Source organism: Cobetia sp. LC6, assembly GCF_030264805.1.
Lineage (GTDB): Bacteria > Pseudomonadota > Gammaproteobacteria > Pseudomonadales > Halomonadaceae > Cobetia.
This window is the reverse complement of sequence record NZ_JASSPL010000005.1, coordinates 187,912-214,799: the sequence shown is the minus strand read 5'-3', so window position 1 is coordinate 214,799 and position 26,888 is coordinate 187,912. Positions and strand designations below refer to the sequence as shown.

Genomic DNA, 26,888 nt, shown 5'->3' with positions numbered 1-26,888 from the left:
CTGCGTCGTGATCTGGTGTCGCAGTGACGCCTGAATCAGCTGTCGGCATTGCAAAATGCCCGGGTGCGACGCATGTTCATGAAGCAGCCATTCTTGCGCACCTTCGAATGCAGCGCCCCATAAACGACAATCGTCTAGGAGTTACCTACCGATGATCCAATTCACGCTTACGTCCATACTCAAGAGCGGCACCAGTGTCAGCGGAGACCCCATCAAGGTCAGCGCCGACAGTGTCCCTGCTGCCGGCAGCCAGATCACCAAGGGGCAATGGCCGGCACTCGATGCCCTGTCGCCCAACTTTCCGGTGACGGTAACGGGGGTCGAAGAGGATGACGATGGCAACACTCTTGTGCGCCTCAAGGAAGCCGACAGCCCGGATGCCAACGATCCCGACAGCTACCGCTACACGCCCTGGAAATAAAGGAGACTGCCACAATCCACACAAAGTCGCTCCGGGTAGCTGACGAGATACGCACCCTGCAGGTAGCTTTTGCGCCGCTTCAGCAAAACTACTGAACGCCATTGCGCATGACGCTATATACGGCAATCTTTTGCCCTCCTCTGCGTTGGTATAGAGTTAACAATCTTATCGTTGGCTCCAGCGAGATGTGACTGATGATGGGCCGTAGTATTATCCAGTCTTTCCCAACTGGTGCCTGCTGTGCACTGAAATCTCGTTACCCGAGGTCACATGGTCAGCCCATTGAAAATGATAGTTGCCTCTTGGCGGTGGCTAGTTGGTGGGACCGGATCCGCGCGTGAGACACTCCACCATGGCTTTCTCGTTTCCGCTATCTTCATCGGGTTGATCTCTGCCCTCTTCAATTCCCTGCTGGACCTTACCCTACCGGCGTATAACATCGTGCTGACCATCATCAGCGCATTCATCGCTCTAATTTGGTATCGCTCGCGCTTTCATGGTGAATTTCAGCGTATGGCCTGGCTGTTCTGCACCTTGGTGACCTTTGTGATGCTACCGGGCAACTGGTTGTTCAATCATGGCGCGACCGGCCCGACCCTGCTGTTCTACTTGATGGCATCGGCTTATGTGCTTGCCGTACTCCCCGACAACCCCAGGCGCCGGGGCGTCATCATAATCGGTCTGATGTTCATGCCTTGGGGGTTGCTGGCGTTTGAACAGGCAAGACCGGGACTGGTCAGTGCCTATCCATCCGAGGGCATGCGCTTCCTCGATATGGGCTTCAGCTATACGCTGTCCTTCGGACTGCTCAGTGTAGTAATTGCCGGATACGCCAAGCGCATCCACGAAGAGCGAGATATCGCCAATGCCTATGCCGCACGGCTCGAGCGCCTCAGCATGCTGGATAGCCTGACTGGCCTCTACAACCACCGCGCCATCCACGAACAGGCCAAAGCCTGGATCAGAAGTTCGCAAAGTGCCTGCCTGCTGATCTGTGACCTGGATCACTTCAAGATGATCAATGACAACCACGGGCACCCTTACGGCGACACAGTACTGGAAGAGTTCTCACGCCATGTCAGCCAGCTGACGCAGGAATTCTCAGGGGAAGCGGGACGCTATGGCGGCGAGGAGTTCATGATCCTGATCCCCGGGACCTTGGCGACGGCTCGCCAGTTCGATAGAAACTTGCGGGAGCGCTGCGAAGCCTCGCCTCTGCTACATGGCGTAATCCTCTTCAGCACCGGCGCCAGCGAATTGCACGCCGATGATACCCTGTCGAGCTGGGTCAAGCGCAGCGATGACGCCCTCTATCACGCCAAGGAAAATGGCAGAGGCCGCCTGATGGTCGACAAGGACCTGAGCGTCATCTAAACCTCGATCCTACTTTCTTGGACCGGCTGAGCCATCCCCAAACACATCGCCCCCGCAAGCTTGGCTTGCGGGGGCGATGTGTTTGGGGTCTGATGCGAAGCCACTACACCCAACGCGAGGCGAGGCAGATGCCGCTCAGCGCTCGCCCTTCAGCCACTCGAGGTTGATCTCGTGCTGGCCGTTGTCATCGGTGATGAAGATGGTGCCTTCGGAGATCATCACGGTCCACTTGATGTTGCGTGGCAGCGACTCGGTTATGGCGTCCAGCGAACCTTCCGGCACGGCCGCGATGTTAAGGTTGGAGAGCCCCGCCACTGCCGGCACGACCTTGGTTTCCCACACGCGCAGGCTGCCATAGGCCAGCAGCGAGGTACGCTCGGTGCGGCGCGAGCACCAGGTCAGGCGCTCGGCATCCGGCTGACCGACTTCGATCCAGTGCAGGACACGACCATCGAGGCTCTTTTCCCACAGCGCCGGCTCATCGACATCGGACAGGCCGCGACCGAACGCGATGTTCTCGCTGTACCACAGGGCGTGGCCCAGCAGGCGCACGCAGAGACGCAGTTCGGTTTCGGAGGGATGACGAGCCACCGTGAAGCGCAGGGTCTCGTAGACGCCGCGATCCAGGTCGGTCAGCGACAGATCCACCTTGTAAGGCGTGGAAGACAGGGCCATGAAAATCTCTTCTTGAAAAGGCAAACGTCTCGGAAAGGCGATGGCAGGAATACATTCCCTATAAAGCACCATGCTCCTCGACTGAACCACGCGCGTGAAAGTGCAAACGCGTGGGTGCGGAGCGCAGAGTCTACCCTAGCCGGGCCCTGAACGCCCGACTCCTGCCTAGCATGCCAACCCTCAGGCGAGGTGACGCGCTACCAGGGCATCAATGGCCTGGATGTCGCTCAGGCTTTCGCGCACCATGATCAGCTCGCGCCCGAGCGCCAGCGCCCGCCGCTCGGCGCGTGCGCGGGTGGTATCATCGCTGATGGATTCGAGTTCCAGAATATGCGCAAGCCCCACGGTACGACGGATCAGCTCACAGCCGGCGTAACCGAGCGCATCCCGCAACATGCGAGCCAATAGACGCTCAGCCACGCTCGGCGCAGCGAAGCTGGCATCCGGCGTGTTGGCGGCCTGCTCACGATACTCACGAGCGAAGTTATCCCAGCTGGCGACCGCCTGGGCGCGCAGCTGGGCCACGTAGTCACGCTTGTCGCCCTGCTCTCCCTCAAGCTCGGTATGCGCACAGGCCGCCAGCCACAGTGCCGCCAGCCAGCTGCCGATATCGAAACCCGCCGGACCGAAGAAGCCGAATTCCGGATCAATGACCTTGGTGCTGTCTTCACGCACGAAGATCGAACCGGCATGCAGATCGCCATGCAGCAGTGCCTCGGGCGCGGACAGGAAACGCTGCTTGAGCTCCGCCACTTCAACCTTCAAGGCGGCGTCCTGCCACAGGGCTTCGGCATCCGCGCGCAGCGCCGGATTGATGCTGTTGCGCTCGTGATCACAGAACGGATCTATGAAGAACAGGTCTTCGGTGATCTTGCACTGATCGGGATTGATGAAGCGGGCGACGCGCGCCTTCTTGTCGTGGGCATCGAGTGCCAGATCGCTGCTGCGATAAAGCGTAGTGGCCAGAAAATGCCCCATCTGCTCGCCCAGCCGTGGCAATGACGCGCGCGCCAGAAAGGCATGGCGCAGATTGCGGTGATCGCCGATATCTTCCATCACGATCGCTGAACGAGCTTCATCGAAGTGATGAAGCGCCGGCACCAGGTCCGGCGCGCAGTCTGCCTCGAACTGCAGGGTTTCAGCCTCGATGCGCACACGCACCAGCGACAGCGGCCAGCTTTCGCCGATGATACGCACCCAGGGCAGGCCCTGCTTGACGATTACCGAGGCGGAGCGGTCCGGCGTGCAGACGCGATAGACATAGTTGATGTTGCCATCGCCGATCTCTTCGACCTGAAGTGCTTCAGCGGTCGCGAAGCCCGGATATCGAGCACCGACGTGCTGGCGCGCGAAGGCGATCACATCCGCATCATCGCGAAACTGATAGTCGATGGAAGGCGCGTGGCTAGCGGTGGGGTCTTGAGCAGTCATGGCAGGTCTCAGCGCTGAATCATGAAGTCGCCGGCCCCGGCGACGCTTCGCGTGCATGGCATGCGAAGCACCTCAAGGCTCTCACCTTATTCTTTTAAGAAATAAGAAGGCGATCAGTTATAGCGAGAAGATGCCTGCTGGCGCGGCGATTGGCAAGACCTGCCGAGCGAGTTTTGCTCAGCTCGGCAGGCGCTTGTCGCATGCAGGATGCTGGATTACTGGATGGGAGCCAGCAGATAGGCCGCGCGCGAGACCAGCTTGCGCCACATCGGCCGCGCATCCAGCTCTTCGCAGCTGATTTCACGACAGTGGCGGAAGTCCTCTTCGAGCATCGCCTCCACTTCCGAGGCGAACTGATGATCAGGCACGAACGCCGTGATCTCGAAGTTGAGGCGGAAGGAGCGGTTGTCGAGATTGACGGTGCCGATGGTTGCCGTATGACTATCCATCAACATCACCTTCTGATGCAGGAAGCCTGGCTGATAGCGGAAGACGCGCACGCCGGAGCGAATCATCTCGGACAGGAACGAGAACGCCGACAGGAACACCAGCAGGTGATCGGGTCGCTCAGGAATCATCACCCGCACATCCACCCCGCGCAGCGCAGCGATCTTGAGCGCATCCTGCACGCCCTGGTCCGGCACGAAATAAGGGCTGGTGATCCAGATGCGGCTGACCGAGGAGTGAATCGCCTGCTGCACCAGCAGGCTGGCCGTCTCGCGGCGGTCCGCCGGGCCGGAAGGCACGATCACTACATGCTGACATTCGTCACAGCTGATCTGCGGCTGCCATTCAAGCGACAGCACCTCACCGGTCGCCCAGTGCCAGTCTTCCCAGAAGGCTTCCTGCAGGCCCATCACGCTGGGGCCCTCAAGCTTGAGATGGGTATCACGCCAGGCCCCGTAACGCTCGGAATGGCCCAGATATTCATTGCCGACATTCAGCCCGCCCACGAAGCCGACACGGCCGTCGATGACGGTGATCTTGCGATGATTACGGAAGTTGATCTGGAAACGATGGCGCCAGCCCCGCGAGGAATTGAAGGCACTGACCTCACACCCCGATTCCATCAGATCATTCAGATAGCCGTCGGGCAGCTTGCGCGAGCCGATCTCGTCATACAGGAAACAGACCCGCACGCCGCGTTCGGCGCGGCGCATCAACTTCTGCTTGAGACGCACCCCCAGTTCATCGTTTCGCACGATGAAGAACTGGATCAGGATGTAATCCTCGGCGGTATCGATGGCATGAAACAGCGAATCGAAGGTGTGCTCGCCATTGATCAACAACTTGGCGCGGTTGCCGGTGGTGACAGGCATCATCGCCAGGCGCTCTATGGCATCCAGATGGGTGGGATTGCCGCCCAGCGGGCGTGACAGCCACGGCGACAGTTTGGGACGGAAACGCATCAAGACGCGGCGCATGGTCGAGTCGCGCTCCTCGCGAGCACTGACATAACCATAGAAACGTGGGCGCCCGAATACCCAGTACAGTGGCAGGGCGACGTAGGGAAAGGTCAGCAGACACAGAATCCAGGCGATCGCACCCTGGGAGGTACGACTGGACATCAGGGCCATGACGGCGGTCATCGCACCCAGAATGTGACTGCTCAACAGCAGAAAGCCAAGTAACCAGGCGGTCATTGCAGCTCCATTGCAGGCGTCAGGGTTGCCAGAGTATGCCACAGCAGTGCGCGCAACGATGCCATGACATCGACGGCACACAGACGAAGACCCCCGCCGGCATGCCATCACCGGCGGGGGTCTTCAGGTCATATCCACACGATACGACGGCGTATCACGACAGGGCCATCATGCACGCTCAGCGATGATTTCCTTCCACTTGGCCGGGCCCGTCTGGTGCACGGAGACACCCGCGCTGTCGACGGCCACGGTCACCGGCATGTCTTCGACCTCGAATTCGTAGATCGCTTCCATGCCCAGGTCTTCAAATGCCAGCACACGGGATTTCTTGATCGCCTGGGCGACCAGGTAGGCAGCGCCGCCGACGGCCATCAGGTAGCTGGACTTGTTGTCACGGATGGCGTCGATCGCGGTCGGGCCACGCTCTGCCTTGCCAACCATGCCCAAGAGACCTGTCTCTTCCAGCAGCGTACGCGTGAACTTGTCCATGCGGGTCGCGGTGGTCGGGCCAGCCGGACCGACGACTTCGTCACGGATCGGGTCGACCGGGCCGACGTAATAGATGAAGCGACCCTTGAGGTCGACCGGCAGCTGCTCGCCGCGCGCCAGCATCTCGGTCATGCGCTTGTGAGCCGCATCACGGCCAGTCAGCAGCTTGCCGTTGAGCAGTAGGGTGTCGCCCGGCTGCCAGCTCTGCACTTCCTCAGGCGTCACGGTATCGAGGTTGACACGCTTGACGCTGTCGCCCGCTTCACGGGTGATTTCCGGCCAGTCCTCGAGCTTGGGTGCCGGCAGTTCTGCCGCACCGCTGCCATCCAGAGTGAAGTGCACGTGACGGGTCGCCGCGCAGTTCGGGATGATCGCCACCGGCTTGTTGGCCGCGTGGGTCGGGTAATCCATGACCTTGATATCGAGTACGGTAGTCAGGCCACCGAGCCCCTGGGCGCCGACACCAGTCGCGTTGACCTTCTTGAACAGCTCGAGACGGAGCTCTTCGGCACGGTTGGAGGCACCACGCGCCTGCAGCTCCTGGATATCGATCGGCTCGAGCAGGGACTCCTTGGCCAGCTGCATCGCCTTCTCGGCGGTACCGCCGATGCCGATGCCCAGCATGCCGGGCGGACACCAGCCAGCGCCCATCTTCGGAATCTGCTCCAGCACCCAGTCGACCACGGAGTCGGAGGGATTGAGCATCGCGAACTTGGACTTGGCTTCGCTGCCGCCGCCCTTGGCCGCGACGTGGATCTCGACGCTGTCACCCGGCACCAGCTTGTGGTGAATGATGGCCGGCGTGTTGTCCTTGGTGTTGGCACGCTTGCCGTCCGGGTCTGCCAGCACGGAGGCACGCAGCACGTTGTCCGGCAGAAGATAGGCGCGACGCACGCCTTCGTTGATCATGTCATCCAGGCTCATGTCGGCATCGAAGCTCACGTTCATGCCGACGTGAACGAAGACGGTGACGATACCGGTGTCCTGACAGATGGGACGATGACCCAGGGCACACATCCGGGAGTTGATCAGGATCTGCGCGATGGCATCCTTGGCGGCAGGATTCTCTTCACGCTCGTACGCCGCGTTCATGGCGTCGATGAAATCCTTCGGATGGTAGTAGGAGATGTACTGCAGCGCGTCGGCGACGCTCTGGATCAGGTCATCCTGGCGGATCACGGTCATCAGGATCGGCTCCTCAAGGGCAAGCGATGGAAAAGACAGACACACTGGCGCGCAGGGCACAGGGGCGATTACTGTTGTCAGGCACGGCAATCGCGCCGCCACGGGGCGAGCGTCAGGTCAGGTGCGCGGGATTATACCTCATGCGAGCACGCGGCGGCAGAGCGAATCCTGCAACCCGCAAGTCATGAGAATTCAGCAGGTTATGGCCCAGTCTGCGCAAGGCTCTGCCGCCCTGAGCCACCTGCTTCGCTGCCGGCAGTCGAGTGTATCGCGAGGCGACTGCCGCCGCCCCGTTGCGGTACCGTCCTGTCATGCAGACTCCCCCTTCTTCAGCCACGATGATTGCTCAATGACGCCACGCGACTGTTCACCCCCCTCCTTCTCGCCACGCCTCTTCCCGCGACGCTTCTTCTCGCGGCGTCTGCTGTCGCTGGCCGCTGCCGCGCTCACGATGTTGCTGGCAGGCTGTGGCACCCAGTCGGGTTCTGGCGCAGGTATCGGGAGCGATACCTTAGACTGGGTGACGCCCTCCCCCCCCCACGGCAAGAGCAATTCACGGGTTCGCCATCTGGTACTTCACTACACCGATGATGATCTGCACGGCTCCCTGCTCAGCCTGACGGGCTCTCAGGTCAGCGCGCATTATCTGCTGTCGGCGCCGATGCCCGCGACCGGCCTGCCGCGCGTCTATCCGCTGGTGCCGGAAGCGCGCCGCGCCTGGCATGCCGGCGTCAGCCAGTGGGGTGAGCGCAGCAATCTCAATGACACCTCCATCGGTATCGAGATCGTCAATGCCGGGCCCCTGGCACTGGAGCCATTGCAGGGAGGCGAGCAGGAAGATGCCAGGGAGGCGGTCGCCAGGCGCTGGGCCCCCTCACGTGGCTTCGCACCGTGGAGCGAGGCGCAGATCACTGCATTAATCACGCTGCTCAAGCCCATCATCGCGCGCCATGGCATCAAGGCGGTGGATATCGTCGGGCACTCGGACATCGCCCCTGAGCGCAAGACCGACCCCGGCCCGCGATTCCCCTGGCAACGTCTGCATGACGCCGGCATCGGTGCCTGGCCACGCACCTCTGACGTGCTGTGCTTCCAGCGCCAGCTGGCAAGCGAAGGGCTGCCATCACGAGAGGTTCTGCTCACGGCGCTGACGCATTACGGCTACCCAGTGGACGTCGCACGGCCCGAATTGGCGATTGCCGCGTTCCAGGCACACTTTCGTCCCGGGTCGATCAGTGGGGCCTTCGATGTCGAGAGTATCGCGATATTGCTGGCGCTCAACGCACGTTACCGCCAGTCGCCTGGCTGCCAGCCGCCCTGAAAACGTCAGGCATGAGCCCCGGACAGTCACCTGAATGTCACTTCTCTGTCACATTTCTGACGCAGCATCGATTTGTCCTTGACGCACCAAACAGATTTGCATGGCAGTTTGACGACCGCCGTCTACTCTGGGATGAGGCATGACCAGAGAGGGTCATGGGCAGACAAGCTAGCGACTGGCTCGAAGAAGCCGGAATACCCCATCACAATGAGGTTCATCATGGCTGACAACATTCTCAGTGCAGTACCTGAAACGGCAGCAGACATGACAACACCCGCCACATCCCCCGGGGCTCTTGGATTCGTCGTCTGTGATGACAATCGCATCTATGGGGCGGGCATGAGCGAAGAAGACTGCCTCGACAACGCCCTGGAGTGCCTGTGCGGTTTCTGTGAGCGCAGCGCGCTCAAGAAGATGCTGGAGCTATGTCAATCCGGCGTGCGCTATCCCTTGCGCCAGCTTCCCGCCAGCCAGGCCTGCGTCAGCAATTGCCAGGTCTCCGGCCCTACCGATCATTACCGTATCCATGACGGCGTCGCCTATGCTCCGGAAGAATTCATGACACCTCTCTCGGCGTAAGCCATTCACGCCACTTTACCCGCCCCCCTGGCTCGCACCCTGCATCGCATCCTCAAGAACGCGCCCCTGCCACCGAGGTTTCAGTGACAGGGGCGCGTTCTTTTGCATTGCCTTCCTCTGGTGAGGCGCGACAGCGAATCACGTGCCAGGCCTCTCAGCCGCCAAGATAGGCACGACGCACGTCATCATTGGCCAGCAGCGCCTTGCCGCTGTCCGCCAGCACCACGCGACCATGCTCCAGCACATAACCGCGATCGGCGATCGACAGGGCGCGATGGGCATTCTGCTCCACCAGGAAGATGGTGGTGCCCTGCTCGCGCAGCTGCTCTACGATCTCGAAGATCTGCCCGATCACGATGGGCGCCAGCCCCAGCGATGGCTCATCGAGCAACAACAGCCGCGGCCGACTCATCAGGGCGCGCCCGATGGCCAACATCTGCTGCTCTCCGCCGGACATGGTGCCGCCGCGCTGCTGAAAGCGTTCCTTGAGGCGCGGGAAGAGCCCCAGCACGTGCTCGATACTGCGCTCGTTTTCCTCCTTGCTCTGGTAATAGCCGCCCATGGCAAGATTCTCCTCCACCGTCATGCCGGTGAAGATGCGGCGACCTTCCGGCACCACCGACAGCCCTCCACGCATCACACGCGCCGTGGGTGTACCGGTGATCTCCTCGCCCTCGAACCACACCCGCCCGCTGGTCGGACGCGGATCGCCACAGATCGACATCAGAAGCGTCGTCTTGCCGGCACCGTTGGCACCGATCAGCGTCACGATCTCTCCCTGTCCGACGGCCAGCGAGACATCATTGAGCGCCTGCACCGGCCCGTAGTGGGTGGTCAGATGCTCGAGGGCCAGCATGGCCTCCCGGGGCGCGAGCTCCTCACCGGCAAGCGTGGCCTCGGGTGTCACGTCTTCGACATGCTCACTCATGATCACTCTTCCCCCAGATAGGCCTTGATCACGGCATCATTGCGCCGTATGTCTTCCGGACTGCCATCCGCCAGCGGCTGGCCCTGATTGACCACGTAGATGTGGTCCGAGATGCCCATTACCAGACTCATGTCATGCTCGATCAACAGCACCGAGATGCCCTCATCGCGGGTCAGGCTGACGATCAGGTCATCCAGATCGCGCGTTTCATTGGGATTGAGGCCCGCCGCCGGCTCATCCAGCATCAGCAGCCGCGGCCTGGCGACCATGCAGCGCGCGATCTCGAGCCGACGCTGCTGGCCATAGGCCAGATTGCCCGCCTCGCGGTTGGCGAATTCGAGCAGACCGACTCGCTCCAGCCAGTCGCCGGCATGCTGCATCAGCGCCTTTTCACTGCGTCGATAGCCCGGCGTCTTGAACAGTCCCTTGAGAAGGTTGCGTTCGGCGTGCATGTGCTGCGCCACCAGCAGGTTCTCGATGACGGTCATCTCCTTGAACAACCGCACGTTCTGGAAGGTGCGCACCATGCCAGCCTGAGCAATTCGGTAGCCCGGCAGACGATGCATGGCGCGGTTCTGGAAATACACCTCGCCGCCAGTCGGCTGATAGAAGCCGGAAATGCAGTTGAAGACGGTGGTCTTGCCTGCACCATTCGGTCCGATGACCGACACCACCTCCCCCGGATGTACCTGAAGCGTCACCCCATCCACGGCCTTGAGGCCACCGAACTGCATGGTGAGGTCACGCACATCCAGCAACGGTGCCCCACCCTCAGCGCGCGCCTGACGATGTGAGGAGGTGGCTGGTGCTGCCTTGTTGAGGCCTTGCCTGTCGTGGACCTGCTTATCATGTGTGTCAGCCACGGTCGAGCTCCATCTGCGGTCGTTTGAGCGGCACCAGGCCCTGAGGACGCCATACCATCATCAGCACCATCATCAGTCCGAACAGCAGCATGCGATATTCATTGAATTCGCGTGCCAGCTCCGGCAACAGCGTCATGGCGATCGCGGCCAGAATCACACCCAATTGCGAGCCCATTCCCCCCAGCACCACGATGGCCAGAATGATCGCCGACTCGATGAAGGTGAAGGATTCTGGGCTGATGAAACCCTGACGCGCAGCGAAGAAGGCACCGGCGAAACCGGCGAAGCTCGCACCGATCGTGAAGGCCGAGAGCTTGATACCGGTGGGGTTCATCCCCAGCGAGCGACAGGCGATGTCATCCTCGCGCAGCGCCTCCCACGCCCGCCCGATGGGCATGCGCAGCAAGCGGTAGATCACGAACAGCGTGATCAGCACCAGAATCAAGGCCAGCAGATACAGGTAGATCACCTTGAGGGCCGGGTCATAGTCGATGCCGAAGAACTCATGGAAGGCGATGTTGCCCTCGTCGGCCCGCCGCGAGAACTCGAGATTGAACAAGGTCGGCTTGGGAATGCGCGCGATGCCATTCGGGCCGCCAGTCAACTCGGTCCAGTTGTTGAGCAGGATGCGGATGATCTCGCCGAAGCCCAGCGTCACGATGGCCAGATAGTCACCACGCAGCCGTAGCACGGGGAAGCCAAGCAGATAGCCGAACAGCGCCGTCATCAATCCGGCGATGGGCAATGCCTCCCAGAAGCTGAAGCCCAGATAGCTGTTGAGCAGCGCATAGGTATAGGCCCCAACGGCGTAGAAGCCCACGTAGCCGAGATCCAGCAGCCCGGCGAGCCCTACCACCACGTTGAGCCCCAGGCCCAGCATGATGTAGATCAGCGTCAGGGTGGCGAGGTCCACCGCCGAGCGGTTGGAGAGGAACGGGAAGATCAGCAACGCACCGATGGCCAGCATGATCCACAGCTGACGCTTCTGACCGCTCATGACATCAGGGACGCTGAAACGTGAAGGTTTGCGCGTGCGTGCGCGCCACTCCTCTATCTGCGGACGTACCAGCTGATGCAGGAAGACAGCCAGCGCCGCGGCCAGCAACCATCCCCAGGTGTCCATGCCCATCAAGCGTACTGTGGTGGTGATGCCGGTGGACTCGAGCTGCACACCCAATACCGAGCCCCCCAGCACGAGGGTCAGCACGGCGGCCGCAAGTGCCGACCACCAGGGACGCCGATAGGAAGGCTGTGGCGGAATCGTCTCGGCGGGTGAGGTACCCGCTGTCTTCAAAGTCTGTTTCGCAAGCTTGGGCATCAGATCTTCTCCACTTCGGGCTTGCCGAGAATCCCGGAGGGACGGAACAGCAGAATCAGGATCAGCAGTCCGAAGGCCACCACGTCCTTGTATTCAGTCGACAGGTAACCGCCGGTCAGCGCCTCCGCGACGCCCAGCAGCAGGCCACCCAGCATGGCGCCGGGGATGCTGCCGATACCGCCCAGCACCGCCGCCGTGAACGCCTTGAGGCCGGCAAGGAAGCCGATGTAGGGATTGACCACGCCGTAGTACATGCCGAGCAGCAGGCCTGCCACGGCGGCAAGCGCCGCCCCGATCACGAAGGTCATCGAGATGATCATGTCGGTATTGATGCCCAGCAGACGTGCCATGCCGGCATCCTGCGAGCAGGCACGGCAGGCACGCCCCAGGCGCGAGCGCGAGATGAAGGACGACAGCAGCAGCATGCACACCAGAGTGACGCTGAAGATGATCACCTGCATGTAGGAGAGATTGACTGCGAAGCTTTCCAGCCCGAACTCCCAGCCGCCCGGGATCAGGCTGGAGATCGCCATGTCCCGCGAGCCCTGGGCCAGACGCATGTAGTTCTGCAGGAAGATCGACATGCCGATCGCCGAGATCAGCGCGATCAGACGCTTGGAGCCACGTACCGGGCGATAGGCCACCCGCTCCACAGCAAAGCCGTAGGCACAGGACACCAGCACCGCCACCAGCAAGGCGGCCGCCATCAGAAAGAAGGGGTTGGCGATACCCAGCATGCCCAGCGCCGCGATAACGATGAAGGTCACGTAGGTGCCGATCATGTAGATCTCGCCGTGGGCGAAATTGATCATGCCGATGATGCCATAGACCATCGTGTAGCCGATGGCGATCAAGGCATAGGTACTGCCGATGGTCAGGCCATTGATGACCTGTTGCAGGAAGTAGAGGATGTCTTCCATGGAACGACCCTTGGCCGCGACTGTCGTCGGCTTGTGGCCGGTGACCGTCAGGGAAATGCCGCATGTGCGGCGACAACGGGAGGGCACGGCGATATTGCATCACCGTGGACTCGACCGAACGGAGAAGCCCGCCATGCCAGGTGGCATGACGGGAAGCGTCTCGGGGGTGATCCACCACGGCCAAATGAGGTCTCAACTACTCTCTCAAATGATCGCTCGAATGAGGTGCCAGATGTGATGTCACATGGCCGTGGCGAAGGCTGAGCTCAGACGAGCAGAGGCCAGCCGATGATCAATGTGCCGCTTCGCTCTTGGTTCCGTCGGCGTGCCAGTTGTAGACGACGAAGTTGAAGTCCTTCAGATCGCCCTTCTCGTCGTATTCGACCTTGCCGATGGGCGTGTCGAAGCTGTTGGCCTTGAGATATTCGGCGACGTCATAGGGGTCGGTGGAGTCGGCGCCCTTGATGCCATCGGCGATGAGCTCCACCGCGGTGTAGGCCGGCATGACGAACGGGCCGGAGGGGTCCTGATCCTTGTCCTTGAAGGCCGCGACCAGATCGGCGTTCTTCGGGTCTGTCTCGAAGGCCGGCGGCAGCGTCACGTAAAGCCCTTCGGAGGCCTGACCGGCGATCTTGGAAATGTCCGGGTTGCCGACCCCTTCCGGGCCCATGAAGGGTGCATCGAAGCCCAGCTCACGCGACTGACGCAGCAAGAGGCCCAGCTCCGGGTGATAGCCGCCGTAGTAGACGAAGTCGACGTTCTCCTTCTTGAGCTTGGAGATCAGCGCCGAAAAATCCTTGTCGCCTGCCGTGATGCCCTCGAACAGCACCACATCGATGCCTGCTTCCTCGACGGTGTCGCGCACGCCGGTGGCGATGCCTTCCCCGTACTGCTGCTTGTCGTGGATCACGGCCATGTGCTTGGGCTTGACCGTCTCGGCGATATAGCGCCCGGCGACCGGCCCCTGCAGGGAATCCAGGCCGATGGTGCGGAAGACCAGCTCATAGCCCTGCTCGGTGATGGTCGGGCTGGTGGACGCCGCCGTGATCATCATCACGCCTTCCTCGGCGTAGATGTCCGAGGCCGGCTGGGTCGCGCTGGAGCACAGGTGGCCGATCACGTACTGGACACCGTCATTGACGATCTGGTTGGCCACCGCCACCGCCTGCTTGGGATCACAGGCGTCGTCGTATTTGACGCCCTTGAGCATCTCGCCGTCGACGCCACCGGCGGCATTGATCCGCTCGATGGCCATCTCGGCACCGATGAACTGCATGTCACCGTACTGGGCGACCGGCCCCGTGACAGGGCCTGCCATGGCGATGGTGATATCGGCCTGAGCCTGGGTGGACATCGCCGCGGCGATACCGAGAGCGAGAAGAGACCTGCGCATCATGATGAGAATTCCTGTTCCCGATTATTGTTGTACTACGGCCGGGCAGACCTGACTGACGCCTGGTGCCAACGCTGGGCTGACCGAAAAAGGCTGGCGACAGTGTCTGTCATTCGCTGACCTTGTGCGCCGCTGCCAGCCTGCAGGCAGGGGGTCGACACGTCAGGAATGCCTTGAAAGCATTATTGGCAGCAGCGAATACGCATGTAAAGTGACCGTTTGGGCGCTCATGAATGCGGCCCGGCAGCCTGCCAATAGCGAAAAGCACCACGCTTTCCAATGTGGCCAGACAATCCTCGGAAAACCCGATCAAAGCCAGTCATTGGCACATGCCAACACGCGGATAACAGGATTTCCCTCTCCTCTTGCACCATCAGGACGCGCCGCAGCCCCCTGCCCGGCTACGCCCAAGGTTGTAAGAGAAGCAATCCTGCCACCCTCCCCGAGCAACCGGTTGCCCCTGAGCCATGCACTGAGCTGCAATGTGATGATCTGCGAGGCATAGGCAAGATAACGGGATAACTCGCTGATGACACTTGCGCAACACATATCCGCCGCGCGCTGGTGCCAACGCCAGCCCTGAACGCCACGCGCCCGACGATGGGTGACATCGTCGGGCGCGCAGGGTAATGCCTTTGGCAACGCGAAAGCTGGTCGATGGAGAGCGGCGTCAGCCCAGCGCGATCAGGCGATTGCGGACATCGTTGATCTGATCGCGCAGTCGACCGGCTTCCTCGAACTCGAGGTTCTTGGCCGCGGCAAACATGGCATCTTCGAGACGGCTGATCTCCTTCTCGAGCGCCTGAGGCCCTTCGGCCGCCAGTGCGGCGTAGTCCGGCGTCTCTTCCGCCACCTGACGCTCGCTGCCCTTGCGACGGCTGCTCTTGCGGCCCGGTGCCTGGGCACCTTCCATGATATCCGCCACCGACTTGGTGATGGTGCGCGGCGTGATGCCGTGCTCGTCGTTGAAGGCCATCTGCTTCTCGCGACGGCGTTCGGTCTCGGCGATGGCCCGCTGCATGGAATCGGTGATGCGATCCCCGTACAGAATGGCCTTGCCGTTGGCGTTACGCGCCGCGCGGCCGATGGTCTGGATCAGCGAGCGTTCCGAGCGCAGGAAGCCCTCCTTGTCGGCATCCAGGATCGCCACCAGCGAGACCTCCGGTATATCGAGGCCCTCACGCAGCAGATTGATACCGACCAGCACATCGAACTTGCCCAGGCGCAGGTCACGTATGATCTCGACGCGCTCGACGGTGTCGATATCGGAGTGCAGATAACGCACCCGCACATCATGCTCTCCCAGATACTCGGTCAGGTCTTCCGACATGCGCTTGGTCAGCGTGGTGATAAGCACGCGCTCGCCCACCTGGGTGCGCGCCTTGATCTCGGAGAGCACATCATCGACCTGGGTCGAGGCCGAACGCACCTCGATGATCGGATCGAGCAGTCCAGTTGGACGTACCACCTGCTCCACCACCTGGCCGGCATGTTCTTCCTCATAGGGGCCAGGCGTCGCCGAGACGAATATCGTCTGCGGAAGGATGCTCTCCCACTCCTCGAATTTCATCGGGCGGTTGTCGAGGGCCGACGGCAGGCGGAAGCCGTACTCCACCAGCGTCTCCTTGCGCGAACGGTCACCGCGGTACATGCCGCCGACCTGCGGCACGCTGACGTGGGACTCGTCGATGAAGACCAGTGCATCCTTGGGCAGGTAGTCGAAGAAGGTCGGCGGCGCATTGCCGGGATCACGCCCCGACAGATAGCGCGAGTAGTTCTCGATGCCGTTGCAGTAGCCCAGCTCCATCATCATCTCGATGTCATAGAGGGTACGCTGCTCCAGGCGCTGGGCCTCGACCAGCTTGTCGTGCTTGCGCAGGTAATCGAGGCGCTCGACGAGTTCTTCCTTGATGCGATCGACTGCAGCGACGATGGTCTCGCGCGGCGTCACGTAGTGACTCTTGGGATAGATGGTCATGCGCGGCACCGACTCGGTTACTTCACCGGTCAGCGGATCGAACAGCCGGATGGAATCGATCTCGTCATCGAACAGCTCGACACGCACCGCCTGCTCTTCGGAGTCGGCTGGGAAGATGTCGATCACGTCGCCACGCACCCGATAGGTGCCGCGCCGGAAATCCATGTCGTTGCGAGTGTACTGCAGCTCCGCCAGTCGCCTGAGGAAGCCACGCTGGTCTATCTGCTCACCACGATTGAAGTGCAGACGCATCTTCAGGTATTGATCCGGATCCCCCAGGCCATAGATGGCCGAGACCGAGACCACGATGATCGCATCGCGGCGTTCCAGCAGCGCCTTGGTCGCCGACAGGCGCATCTGCTCGATATGGTCGTTGATCGAGGCATCCTTCTCGATGAAGGTGTCCGAGGAGGCGACGTAGGCTTCGGGCTGGTAGTAATCGTAATAGGAGACGAAATATTCGACGGCGTTGTCGGGGAAGAACGACTTGAACTCACCGTACAGCTGCGCCGCCAGCGTCTTGTTGGGAGCCATGACGATGGCCGGACGCTGCAGACGCTCCACGATGTTGGCCACCGTGAAGGTCTTGCCGGAGCCAGTCACGCCCAGGAGGGTCTGATGCGCCAGGCCCGCGTCCAGGCCGGTGATCAGCTTCTCGATGGCCGCCGGTTGGTCACCGGCCGGCTGAAACTTGGAATCGATGCGAAATGGTTTGCTCATGCGCTCTCAATGGTGGCAGTCAGTCGGGTCTTCAACTGACGACAGACAGATGATTGCCCAGCGCTATCATTCATTCGCGGGCGCTTCTCGACTGGTCACCGAGACCCGGGTGCTGGTCATCAGGCGATGGATGGGGCAACGCTCGGAGATCTCGATCAGGCGTGCGCGCGTCTCGGCGTCCAGCTCATGGCCCTCCTCGGCCAGAAACTGCATGCTGACCGTGAGGCGATATTCGCTGTCGCTGCCACGGCGCTCGTCGCTGTCGTCCCGGTCCACCGTGGTGGTGATCCCCGCCAGCGGCAAGCCCTTGCGCCTTGCATACATCTGCACGGTGATCGACTTGCAGGCCCCCAGCGACAGGTCGAAGTAGTCATGCGGGTCCGGAGCGCTCTCGTCGCCACCGACCACCGCCGGCACATCGACCAGCAACTCATCAAAGCTAGCGACCTGTACCCGCTGCACGAAACTGCCTGACCGACGGCTGATTACCTCGATGCTCATTCGTCACCTCCCTGTCGCTGATCTGTCCGTGATCCCGCTCATGAGACGTTGCCTGCTCGCCGCCTGTCCAGCGTCACCGCACTGCGGTCACTTGACCTTGTAACCGGCCTTCTCGACCGCCTTGACCAGCGCGTCATAACGCACCTGACCGTCGACTTCGGCAAAGCCACGCCCGACCTCGGCTTCCTTGACGCCATCCATCATCATCAGCGCCGTGGTGACCTTGTTGACGTCCTTGACGCTCTCGACGCCGATCAAAGTAAGAGAAAAACTGGCCATCGTGTCATTCCTGTCATGCGGTAAAAAAGGGGCGCCGCGGCGCATTGCAGCCGTCAAGAATAGCACGGTTGCCTGGCAGTCAGCGCGGAGCAGACGCTTCGCAAGCCAGGCCGCAGAAACGCCTGGCGGGACGGGAGCCCAGATTTGCCCGTTCTTTTACTGCCACTTGAGGCACAAGGGGCTGACAGCCGCCAGCTGGCGCGTGACAATGCGGGCATCCGACATGCCGCATGGTTGCCAGAGCGCCACCGGCAGTTCACTCCTTCGCAACAGGATGGTGGTAGATGAATCCCTTCAAGACGCTGATGCAAGACCACGGCTACCAGCTCGGCGAGGACGGCCGCCTGACGCTGGGTGAGCCAGACGATGCCTCCATGCCAATCGCTGGCGTAGCTGACCGCACCCTGGCCGAAAATGGGTTGACCCCGCTGGGCAATTTCGAAGTCCTCGAGGTCTGCGGCAAGGATGGCGAACGCTTTCTGCAGGGGCAGACCTCACAGCAGCTGAGTCTGGTCGATGGCGAGCTGGCGCCGCTGACGACCTTCTGCACACCCAAGGGGCGCATTCTGGCCATGGCTCAGCTGCTGCGCGTCAGCGAAGAGCGCCTGTGGCTGGTGATGCCGGCTGGCACCGCCGAACCGCTGCGCGCCCATCTGGCCAAGTTCGCGCCCTTCTACAAGGTGACGCTGGAGGTGTCGTGCGAGCTGAGCGTGCTCGGCCTTCTCGGCGAACAGACTCTGGCGGCCTGTGCCGACGCCCTGGCGGCACCGGCTCTGCCCGCGTACGACCTGGCCATGCGCTCGGTTCTCCAGTCGCCCCTGCAGTCGAGCGAGGAAGAAGAACCGCAGACCTGCGCGCTGGCTCGCCAGCCGTCAGGCGATACCCCGCGCGCGATACTGGTCGGCCCGCATGCCACCCTGGCAAGCCTCGCGACGGCGCTTTTCGCACGCGATGTGGCCGCCAGCGACGAAACCCGCTGGCGCCTAGAAGATATTCGCGCCGGTCTGCAGTGGGTCACTTCCGCGCAGACTGACAGCTGGCTGCCGCAGATGCTCAATCTGGAAGCCCTCGCCGCGATCAGCTTCAAGAAAGGCTGCTATACCGGTCAGGAAGTCGTGGCACGTGCCCACTTCCGCGGTCAGGTCAAGAAGCGCCTGCAACGCCTGACGACAATGCAGCCGGCCGACTTGCCGGCGGTGGGCAGCAAGGTCACATCTCCCGATGGCAAGTCCCTTGGCGAGGTGCTGCAGGCAGCCCATGATGAGCAAGGACGCCTGGAGCTGCTGGCCGTGATCAGCCTGCGTGATGAAGAGATCGCGTTGGCATTGGAAGATGGCACCGAGCTTGAGCGCAGCGCACTGCCCTATGCCGTCGAGCGTCGCGACCCGGAGCAGCTCAAGGGCTGACTGTCTTGAAGGGCTGAGCCTTGAAGGACTGATCGCTTGAAAGCCGCCACAGGAAAGCCCCGCACGTGCCAAGGTGCGGGGCTTTTGACTGTCGGGATTGCTGATTTCAGGCGCCTGCCGGGGCTCACAGCCCTTACAGCCCTTACAGCCCTTCCGGCAGCCAGCCATCCCCTGCGACAAGGTGCTCGATCAGCTCCTGCACCGGCATCGGTCGTGCATAGAGATAGCCCTGATGCAGCGAACAGCCATGTGCGAGCAATTCCGCTCGCTGCTCTGGCGTCTCGATACCTTCTGCTACCACCGCAAGATGGAAAGCCTCCGCCAGGCCCAGCATTGCTTCGATCATGGCCTGCCCCTTGCTGGAGCCAAGCGCCATCACGAACTGCCGATCGATCTTGAGCTTGTCGAACGGCAACTGCTGAAGCTGTGACAGCGAGGAGTAGCCCGTACCGAAATCGTCCAATGCCAATGCCACGCCGTGAGCCCGGATGGTCTGGAACAGCACGGCGAGAGCCTGGATGTCATCCGGCAGCTGGCTCTCGACCAGCTCAAGCGTCAGGCGCTCACACAGCTCCGGATGCCGGAACAACGTTTCCAGATCTGACAGGAAGCGCTTGTCCATCATGTGACGCACGGTCACGTTGACGCTCAGATGCAGCTCATGACCGCTTTCGTGGACGCGCATCAGGGTCGCGATGCTTTCCTTGAGCACCCAACGCCCCAGCGCGACATCCAGGCGTGCGGACTCGACGATCGCCATGAAATCCGCCGAGCCCAACAAGCCATGTTCGGGGTGCTGCCAGCGAATCAACGCCTCCGACAGCTGCAAGCGGCCGCTACGCCCATCGACGATAGGCTGCACGAAGAGCCTGAGCTGATTCTCACGCAGCGCGACGGTGAACTCGGCCTCCAGCTGCTTGAGGCGACGCAACTCACGCTCCGCCTCCTCATCGAAGAAATGCCACTCACGTTGGCACTGCTGCGTATCGTGCAAGGCACGCTCGGCGCGATAGACCAGCGCATCCACCTGGTGGCCATCCTCGGGGTAGCGCGTGATGCCCAGACTCGGCTGCAGATAGATCACCTCATCATTGAGCGTGACCTTGTCGCGCACGGCATTCAGCAGGTTGTCCAGCCAGCCGCTGATACCGCCTCGCGTCGCTTCCAGCAGCCGGCGCTGGACCATGATCAGCAGCCTGTCGGTCTCGAGGCGCGCCACATCGCCCGAATTCCCCAGCAAGGGAGCGATACGCTTCTGGACCTGCTCCAGCTGGTGATTGCCCGGCTCGGCGCCGGCATGATCATAGAGCACCTGCAAACCGCCAATCCGCAGCGCCATCAGCACGAAGCCCTCCATCGGCGCGACCTCTCCCAGCTGATCAATCCGCACCTTGATCAGGCGTAGCATGCCTTCACGGCTGAGCAGGCCGGTATCGAGATCCGTCTCGCGCTCCTCGAGCAACTGGTGCTGGAGCAGCACGCGTTCCTGCTCCAATCCTCGTACCACCAGCGTATCGAGGGTCATGTCCAGCAACGGCATCATCTCGGTGGGATTGAGTTGGTGGCCACGACTGGCCACCAGCAGCGATTCGCTGCGCCCGGGATGCGGCGAGACCGAATACCCCATCAGCTGGCTGGCACCCAGTCGCTGGCACAGCAGCAGCGCGCGGTCATTCGGCTCATTGGCATTCCTGTCGACGCTCCCATCGCCTTCGCGCCGCGAGCGATCATCGGCTGACACGCACACGCGTCCCACCGGCAGGCGCCAGAGAGGATCATGCCGCAACGATTCCTCACTCAACCACTCACGCTCATCGTGACTCTGCAGGATCAGGTAGCCAGCGTTGGGGTTTCCCACCTCACGCCGATAGAGGATGATCTCTGCTCCCAGCATCTCGCGCACGCGCTGCAGATACCGGGTGAGAGACGCTCGCGCATTCTGCGGCGTGTGGGTTTCATAGGGGGCGCTCAGGAATTGCTGGTTGAGGATGCTGTGGCGCTGGTATTGATGCTCGAGATAGGCGCCATAGGCCTGGCTCGCTCTGCGGCGCCGACTGTCGCGCACCAACATGCCGATAGTCCCCATGCCCGCAAGCAAAATGATCAACAGCAACACCGCCAGCGGAGCGCCCATCTCCTGCAGCAACTGAGCGACGCGGTTTTCATTCTGCCAGCAGGCCTTGGCATGGTTGTAGCGATCGGCACGGCCGGACGCCGGCAAGGCCACGCAGACCTGCTGCGTCGCGATGGGCTGTGGCATGGCATTGCTGACCACCTGCAGACCCTTCAAGCCCAGTACGGCCGCCTGCTCATCGAGCAGGTCTGCCGTGAGCGGCATGCCCAGTATCAACAACCCCTGCTCGTCTCGCGGTGGCAAGGCCTCCTCATCCTCGTAGAGCCCCTGCACGCCGATCAGCCATGGCTGGTGGTCGACGATCAACCAGGCCAGCTGAGGCTGCGTAGGTGACTGACGGGCAACCTGCATGACGGGGGCGAGCGCACGTCGCCAGCTCACCGGCTGCTTGCCCAGCCAGTCGGCCCCCGGCGATCCGGCGTTGTGCTGGACCCAGGCTACCACCTGGCCATCGCCACGCACCGCAGAGATCAGATGTATGCCGGTATTGATGGCGAATTCGGGGCCATACATGTACTCAAGCCAGGTCGTGTCGAGCTTGGGCTCGCGCAGAAACCTGGTCACGGCTTCTTCCCAGTAGCCGTTTTCCTGCAACTGCCCCTCGAGCAGGCGCTGTTCACTCCTGATCCACAAGGCCAGCCGCTGCCTGTCGGATTCATGATCCGCCTCGCGGGATTGCGTGATCTGGCTGGCCGTCAACCAGGCGGTGGCCAGCAATGCCGCCAGCAACAGCAGCGGCAGCAGGTACATCCGATAGCGGGGGCCAGCAGGCAGGAAGGCGTGCGCGAAGACAGCAGAGGACTCATGTGACGACACACGAGAGGAGGAACGCGATGCTGAAGAATCTGACATTGATTTACCGATGATGAGGCGACCTCCTGAACCGGGTCGGCAGGCTGTCGCCTGGCCTTTGAGGTCAGTCTAGATCAGACGTTCAGTTGAAGAATACGCTGCACATTCGTCGTGGTGGATAACGCGATATCGTGGCGGCTGCTCGAGCGGAGTTCCGCCACCACGTCCGCGACCTTCGCCACTCGCGATGGCTCATTGCGCTGGCCCTGAAACCCGCACAGCGGCATGTCGGGGCTATCGGTTTCCAGCACGAAGCCATCGTCGGGCAGTGACGCCACCACTCCGCGCAGCTTGTTGGCACGCGAGTAGGTCACGCTGCCGCCCAGCCCCAGCACGAAGCCAAGCTCCAGAAAGCGCTGTGCCTGCACCTGACTGCCCGCGAAGGCATGGATGATGCCACCACGGGTGAGTCGTGCCTGTTTGATACGCTTGGCGACTTCGTCATTGGCACGCACGCAGTGCACGATGACAGGCAGGGAGAATTCGCGTGCCATGCTCAGCTGTGCCTCGAACAGCTGCCATTGGGCGTCATGATCGGCCAGGCGCGCATCAAAGCCACACTCGCCCAACGCGACGATCTGGCCAGCATGCTGGTCGAGAGCCTGATGGAGCGTCGCCAGCGCGCCCTCACCATGTTCGGACAGAAAATAGGGATGCAGTCCCAGGGCACCGTAGATACGCGCCGATGAATCCGCCAGCGCCAGCACTGCCGAAAAGCTTGCCACCGTGGTGGCGGGCACCACGAAGGCCGAGACATCTTCCTGCTCGGCACGCGCGATGACCGCCTCACGATCCGGCGTGAAGTCAGCGAAATCCAGATGGCAATGGCTGTCAATCAGCATGGAATCTCCCGGTGATGGTCGTACAGCCATCGTGCTATATCAGCGCGTGTCAGACAAACGAAGGGACCGGCCTGGTGGCCGGCCCCTTGAGGACGAGTGTCGATATTGCTTTATAGACCGTCGTGACTGGCGAAGATGACCTAGGCCGCCTCCACCGGCGCCGCCGGCGCAAGCTCCGAGGTGCAATGACCACAACGGGTCGCTGCCAGCGGAACCTTGGATAGACAATACGGGCAATCCTTGTCGGTGACCTCCTCCGGCACTTCCTCGGCTTCCTTCTTGAGCTTGTTGATCTGGCGGATCAATACGAATACCGCCAGCGCCACCAAGGCAAAGCTGATGATGGCATTGATGAACAAGCCATAGTTCAGGGTTACGGCTCCCGCTTCCTTCGCGGCATCCAGGCTGGCATAGGGGGCCGCCTGGGCACCTTCCTTGAGCACGATGAAGAAGTTGGAGAAATCGACTCCCCCGATCAGCAGCCCGATCAGCGGGTTGAGCATGTCACCCACCAGACTCTTGACGATCAGGGTGAATGCCCCGCCGATGATGATGCCGACCGCCATGTCGACGACATTTCCCTTGACGGCAAAGTCACGAAATTCCTGCATGAATCCGGACATCTGTCACCTCCTGTCACTCGCTAACCATCCGGTGGATTACCACGCATCAAGCATGGCCCGCACTGAGACATATCCCACGCCATTGTTGTTGTCATTGTCTGCGCCCTACCGGCCTTCGCCCCTGCAAGATTCATCACGCGGATGCCTGCACGACAACATGACCAGAACATTATGCCGTGCTGATGCCGCGCCATGGGTTGGCTGTGTAAACGTAGGGTTACACGCAAGTCGGGACACAAAAAACGCTACCTTTCGCCGAGCATAAAAAACGCCACCCCGAAGGGTGGCGTTCTTCATGCCGTGATCGACAGTCTCGCTATCGCAGCGCCGCAGTGGCAGCGCCGTTGTGGCGACTACATTGTGGCAACGCCGTTGCGGCAACGCCGTTGTGGCAACTGTCTCAGTGCTCACGGGTCGCGCGGAAGGTGATGTCCGGCCAGCGCTCCTGGGTCAGCTGCAGGTTGACGCGGGTCGGCGCGATATAGGTCAGCCAGCCGCCGCCATCATAGGCCAGGTTGGCACTGGCCTTGCGCTTGAAGTCTTCCAGCATCTTGGTGTCATCGCAGTAGATCCAGCGTGCGGTCTGCACGTTGATCGCCTCATAGATGCACTCGACCTTGTACTCTTCCTTCAGGCGGTGAGCGACCACGTCAAACTGCAGCGTACCGACGGCACCGACGATCAGGTCGTTGTTGTCGAACGGCTGGAAAACCTGGGTCGCACCCTCTTCGGAGAGCTGCTGCAGCCCTTTCTGCAGTGCCTTCATCTTCAGCGGGTCCTTCAGGCGCACACGCTTGAACAGTTCCGGCGCGAAGTGCGGAATGCCGGTGAAGCGCATGTCCTCACCGATGGTGAAGGTATCACCGATCTGGATGGTGCCGTGGTTGTGCAGGCCGATGATATCGCCCGGCCAGGCTTCTTCCACGTGGGAGCGGTCCGCCGCCATGAAGGTCAGGGCGTCAGGAATCTTGACATCCTTGTTGATGCGTACGTGGCGCATCTTCATGTTCTTCTCGTACTTGCCGGAGCAGACACGCAGGAAGGCGACACGGTCACGGTGCTTCGGGTCCATGTTGGCCTGGATCTTGAACACGAAGCCGGTGAAACGCTCATCGTGAGCCGTGACTTCGCGGGTATCGGTATCGCGCGGCTGGGGCGGCGGCGCGTATTCGACGAAGCCATCGAGCATCTCGCGCACGCCGAAGTTGCCCATGGCAGTACCGAAGTAGACAGGCGTCAGTTCACCGCGACGATAGGCCTCGAGATCGAACTCGTGAGAGGCGCCGCGCACCAGCTCGACTTCCATGCTCAGCTCTTCGATCAGGTCCTCGCCCAGCACTTCGATGGCTTCGGGGCTGTCGAGGCCCTTGATGCGCACGTCGTCGGGAATACGGTTGCCCTGGCCCTGCTTGTAGAGATGGATCTCGTCATTGAGCAGATGATAGACGCCCTTGAAGCCCTTGCCGACGCCGATCGGCCAGGTCATCGGCGCGCACTGGATGTTGAGCACCGTCTCGACTTCATCCATCACCTCAATGGGGTCACGCGTCTCGCGGTCCATCTTGTTGACGAAGGTCAGGATCGGCGTGGTGCGCAGACGGCAGACTTCCATCAGCTTGATGGTGCGGTCCTCGACACCCTTGGCACCATCGATGACCATCAGCGCCGAGTCGACGGCGGTCAGCGTCCGGTAGGTATCTTCGGAGAAGTCCTCGTGCCCGGGGGTATCCAGCAGGTTGACCATGCGGTCCTTGTAGGGGAACTGCATCACGGAGGTGGTCACGGAGATGCCACGCTCCTGCTCCATCTTCATCCAGTCAGAGGTCGCGTGGCGATCGGCCCGCTTGCTCTTGACCGAGCCGGCCATCTGGATGGCATTCCCGAACAGCAACAGCTTCTCGGTAATGGTGGTCTTACCGGCATCCGGGTGAGAGATGATGGCGAATGTACGGCGCACATCCGCCGCCTTGGCAATCTGGGAATCTGACATGGGCTGAAAGGCATCCGGCTCGACGTGAGGCACGCCGCGCGCACTGTTGGGTGAATAGCAGAACAAGACGAATGGCGCGCATTGTAGCGGCTGGCGCGGCGCGGCAACAGAGGCGAGCGTGATCAGCGGCCTTCAGTCATCCTTGCGCGCGCGAAAATGCCAGGGCCCCTCGCCCACCGGCGCCTGATCATTGAGGATCTCGTGGCGGATGGCATCCTCGATCTCGTCGCTGTCCAGGGAATAGAGGCCGCATTGCTTCAGCGCGCAGCGAACCCGGATGTCACGCCCGAGATATTCGAGCAGCACGCGAGTGCTGGCCGGCGTGCGGTCACCACTTGCCGATACCCCGATCCGCAGCCCCTTGAGGCGCGACACACGGCTGGTGAAGGTCGGGTAGAGAATGGTCTGGGTGATCTCATTGCCGGTCATCGACTCGTAGTCGGTCATGAAGATGCGATCACTCAGATAGAACGCCATCCCCTGATACTTGCAGTGTGAAACGCCGACGCCGGAGGACTCGCGCTCGACCAGGCGCTCAAGACGCTGGTAATAGACGCCGTCCTCGCGCTGGATGATGGACACCAGCCCCCGCAGTATCCGCCCCGGCGACGACATCGACAGGTAATACTCATAGTAGTAGCCCACATAGCGGCTCAGTTCGGAGGCGCCCGAGCGCCTCAGCTGCGCCAGCGGCTCGCTCTCCACACGCGTGGCCTGACTCTCGCGTGGCTTGGGACGCACCTGCACCAGACGCTGGAACTGACGATTGGGGAGCAGGATCTCGTGCTCCTCCACCCCGAAGAACTCGCAGATCCGCCGCAGCGTATGCGCAGCGGGCCGGTACTGACCGCTCAGATATCGATTGAACTGTGGGCGGCTGATCTCGAGCCGTCGACTCACCTCGGCGATGGATCGGTAGTAGCTGCACAGCAGCCGCAGATTGAGGGCCAGGTCTTCGTTCATGGGACTGTCTCGCGCGGGGATAGAACCTCAGTCTACGCCGCCCACTCGCCATGACCCAGA

Annotated in this window: 22 protein-coding genes; 5 read left to right on the top strand and 17 right to left on the bottom strand. The window is 61.7% G+C overall.

Features of this window, described 5'->3' with window-relative positions; genetic code table 11:
* The first annotated feature begins 151 nt into the window (after positions 1-151).
* On the top strand, positions 152-421 hold the full coding sequence (locus tag QQF40_RS08535) for a hypothetical protein (RefSeq protein WP_285461069.1): 270 nt from the start codon (positions 152-154) through the stop codon (positions 419-421).
* 270 nt (positions 422-691) lie between these two features.
* The gene (locus tag QQF40_RS08530) at positions 692-1,795 is read left to right on the top strand and encodes a GGDEF domain-containing protein (RefSeq protein ID WP_285461068.1); all 1,104 of its coding nucleotides are present in this window, start codon (positions 692-694) and stop codon (positions 1,793-1,795) included.
* Between the two features lie 135 nt (positions 1,796-1,930).
* On the opposite strand, the gene QQF40_RS08525 is transcribed toward QQF40_RS08530, so the two are convergent.
* From QQF40_RS08525 to QQF40_RS08510, 4 genes are all read right to left on the bottom strand, one after another.
* Entirely contained in the window at positions 1,931-2,470 is a 540-nt protein-coding gene (locus QQF40_RS08525; RefSeq protein WP_043336867.1) for a YaeQ family protein, read from the bottom strand.
* Positions 2,471-2,650: 180 nt separating this feature from the next.
* Positions 2,651-3,901 carry an S-methyl-5-thioribose kinase gene (gene mtnK, locus QQF40_RS08520; protein ID WP_285461067.1) on the bottom strand — a complete coding sequence of 417 codons (1,251 nt, stop codon included), beginning with the start codon at positions 3,899-3,901 and terminating at the stop codon, positions 2,651-2,653.
* A gap of 215 nt (positions 3,902-4,116) precedes the next feature.
* The gene (gene cls, locus QQF40_RS08515) at positions 4,117-5,544 is read right to left on the bottom strand and encodes a cardiolipin synthase (RefSeq protein WP_285461066.1); all 1,428 of its coding nucleotides are present in this window, start codon (positions 5,542-5,544) and stop codon (positions 4,117-4,119) included.
* A 168-nt stretch (positions 5,545-5,712) separates the two neighbouring features.
* Positions 5,713-7,218 carry a fumarate hydratase gene (locus QQF40_RS08510; protein ID WP_285461065.1) on the bottom strand — a complete coding sequence of 502 codons (1,506 nt, stop codon included), beginning with the start codon at positions 7,216-7,218 and terminating at the stop codon, positions 5,713-5,715.
* Between the two features lie 349 nt (positions 7,219-7,567).
* Here QQF40_RS08510 and QQF40_RS08505 point away from each other — a divergent pair, with 349 nt between their 5' ends.
* Together QQF40_RS08505 and QQF40_RS08500 are read left to right on the top strand one after the other, a co-directional pair.
* Positions 7,568-8,539, top strand: coding sequence for an N-acetylmuramoyl-L-alanine amidase (locus QQF40_RS08505; RefSeq protein ID WP_285461064.1), 972 nt, complete (start codon positions 7,568-7,570; stop codon positions 8,537-8,539).
* A gap of 219 nt (positions 8,540-8,758) precedes the next feature.
* Entirely contained in the window at positions 8,759-9,118 is a 360-nt protein-coding gene (locus QQF40_RS08500; RefSeq protein WP_285461063.1) for a hypothetical protein, read from the top strand.
* A 154-nt stretch (positions 9,119-9,272) separates the two neighbouring features.
* On the opposite strand, the gene QQF40_RS08495 is transcribed toward QQF40_RS08500, so the two are convergent.
* The 8 genes from QQF40_RS08495 to QQF40_RS08460 all read right to left on the bottom strand — a co-directional run bounded on the left by QQF40_RS08495 (position 9,273) and on the right by QQF40_RS08460 (position 18,018).
* Positions 9,273-9,974 (bottom strand): ABC transporter ATP-binding protein, encoded by a 702-nt coding sequence (locus QQF40_RS08495; RefSeq protein ID WP_043336899.1) that lies wholly within the window; start codon positions 9,972-9,974, stop codon positions 9,273-9,275.
* Between the two features lie 74 nt (positions 9,975-10,048).
* Positions 10,049-10,804 carry a high-affinity branched-chain amino acid ABC transporter ATP-binding protein LivG gene (livG, locus tag QQF40_RS08490; protein WP_082388869.1) on the bottom strand — a complete coding sequence of 252 codons (756 nt, stop codon included), beginning with the start codon at positions 10,802-10,804 and terminating at the stop codon, positions 10,049-10,051.
* A gap of 97 nt (positions 10,805-10,901) precedes the next feature.
* The gene (gene livM, locus QQF40_RS08485) at positions 10,902-12,227 is read right to left on the bottom strand and encodes a high-affinity branched-chain amino acid ABC transporter permease LivM (RefSeq protein WP_176677245.1); all 1,326 of its coding nucleotides are present in this window, start codon (positions 12,225-12,227) and stop codon (positions 10,902-10,904) included.
* Complete coding sequence (livH, locus tag QQF40_RS08480) at positions 12,227-13,147, bottom strand: high-affinity branched-chain amino acid ABC transporter permease LivH (protein ID WP_043336883.1); 921 nt, start codon at positions 13,145-13,147, stop codon at positions 12,227-12,229. Before livH ends, livM begins: the two co-directional genes overlap by 1 nt.
* Before the next feature lie 292 nt (positions 13,148-13,439).
* Positions 13,440-14,540, bottom strand: a complete 1,101-nt coding sequence (locus QQF40_RS08475) for a branched-chain amino acid ABC transporter substrate-binding protein (RefSeq protein WP_404813686.1) — start codon at positions 14,538-14,540, stop codon at positions 13,440-13,442.
* Positions 14,541-15,210: 670 nt separating this feature from the next.
* Complete coding sequence (uvrB, locus tag QQF40_RS08470; protein WP_285461062.1) at positions 15,211-17,238, bottom strand: excinuclease ABC subunit UvrB; 2,028 nt, start codon at positions 17,236-17,238, stop codon at positions 15,211-15,213.
* 66 nt (positions 17,239-17,304) lie between these two features.
* On the bottom strand, positions 17,305-17,739 hold the full coding sequence (locus tag QQF40_RS08465) for an OsmC family protein (protein ID WP_285461061.1): 435 nt from the start codon (positions 17,737-17,739) through the stop codon (positions 17,305-17,307).
* A gap of 87 nt (positions 17,740-17,826) precedes the next feature.
* Positions 17,827-18,018, bottom strand: coding sequence for a hypothetical protein (locus QQF40_RS08460; RefSeq protein WP_153635924.1), 192 nt, complete (start codon positions 18,016-18,018; stop codon positions 17,827-17,829).
* Between the two features lie 284 nt (positions 18,019-18,302).
* Here QQF40_RS08460 and ygfZ point away from each other — a divergent pair, with 284 nt between their 5' ends.
* A complete protein-coding gene (gene ygfZ / locus QQF40_RS08455; RefSeq protein WP_285461060.1) occupies positions 18,303-19,424 on the top strand; it encodes a CAF17-like 4Fe-4S cluster assembly/insertion protein YgfZ in 1,122 nt (373 codons plus the stop codon).
* 142 nt (positions 19,425-19,566) lie between these two features.
* Here the strand turns inward: ygfZ and QQF40_RS08450 are convergent, their stop codons facing one another.
* The 5 genes from QQF40_RS08450 to QQF40_RS08430 all read right to left on the bottom strand — a co-directional run bounded on the left by QQF40_RS08450 (position 19,567) and on the right by QQF40_RS08430 (position 26,828).
* The gene (locus QQF40_RS08450) at positions 19,567-22,410 is read right to left on the bottom strand and encodes an EAL domain-containing protein (protein ID WP_285461059.1); all 2,844 of its coding nucleotides are present in this window, start codon (positions 22,408-22,410) and stop codon (positions 19,567-19,569) included.
* A 74-nt stretch (positions 22,411-22,484) separates the two neighbouring features.
* The gene (locus tag QQF40_RS08445; RefSeq protein ID WP_285461058.1) at positions 22,485-23,252 is read right to left on the bottom strand and encodes a TatD family hydrolase; all 768 of its coding nucleotides are present in this window, start codon (positions 23,250-23,252) and stop codon (positions 22,485-22,487) included.
* Between the two features lie 140 nt (positions 23,253-23,392).
* Positions 23,393-23,875, bottom strand: coding sequence for a large conductance mechanosensitive channel protein MscL (mscL, locus tag QQF40_RS08440; protein ID WP_176677253.1), 483 nt, complete (start codon positions 23,873-23,875; stop codon positions 23,393-23,395).
* Between the two features lie 400 nt (positions 23,876-24,275).
* Positions 24,276-25,865 carry a peptide chain release factor 3 gene (locus QQF40_RS08435; RefSeq protein WP_153635928.1) on the bottom strand — a complete coding sequence of 530 codons (1,590 nt, stop codon included), beginning with the start codon at positions 25,863-25,865 and terminating at the stop codon, positions 24,276-24,278.
* A gap of 132 nt (positions 25,866-25,997) precedes the next feature.
* Positions 25,998-26,828 carry a helix-turn-helix domain-containing protein gene (locus tag QQF40_RS08430; protein WP_285461057.1) on the bottom strand — a complete coding sequence of 277 codons (831 nt, stop codon included), beginning with the start codon at positions 26,826-26,828 and terminating at the stop codon, positions 25,998-26,000.
* Positions 26,829-26,888: the final 60 nt, after the last annotated feature.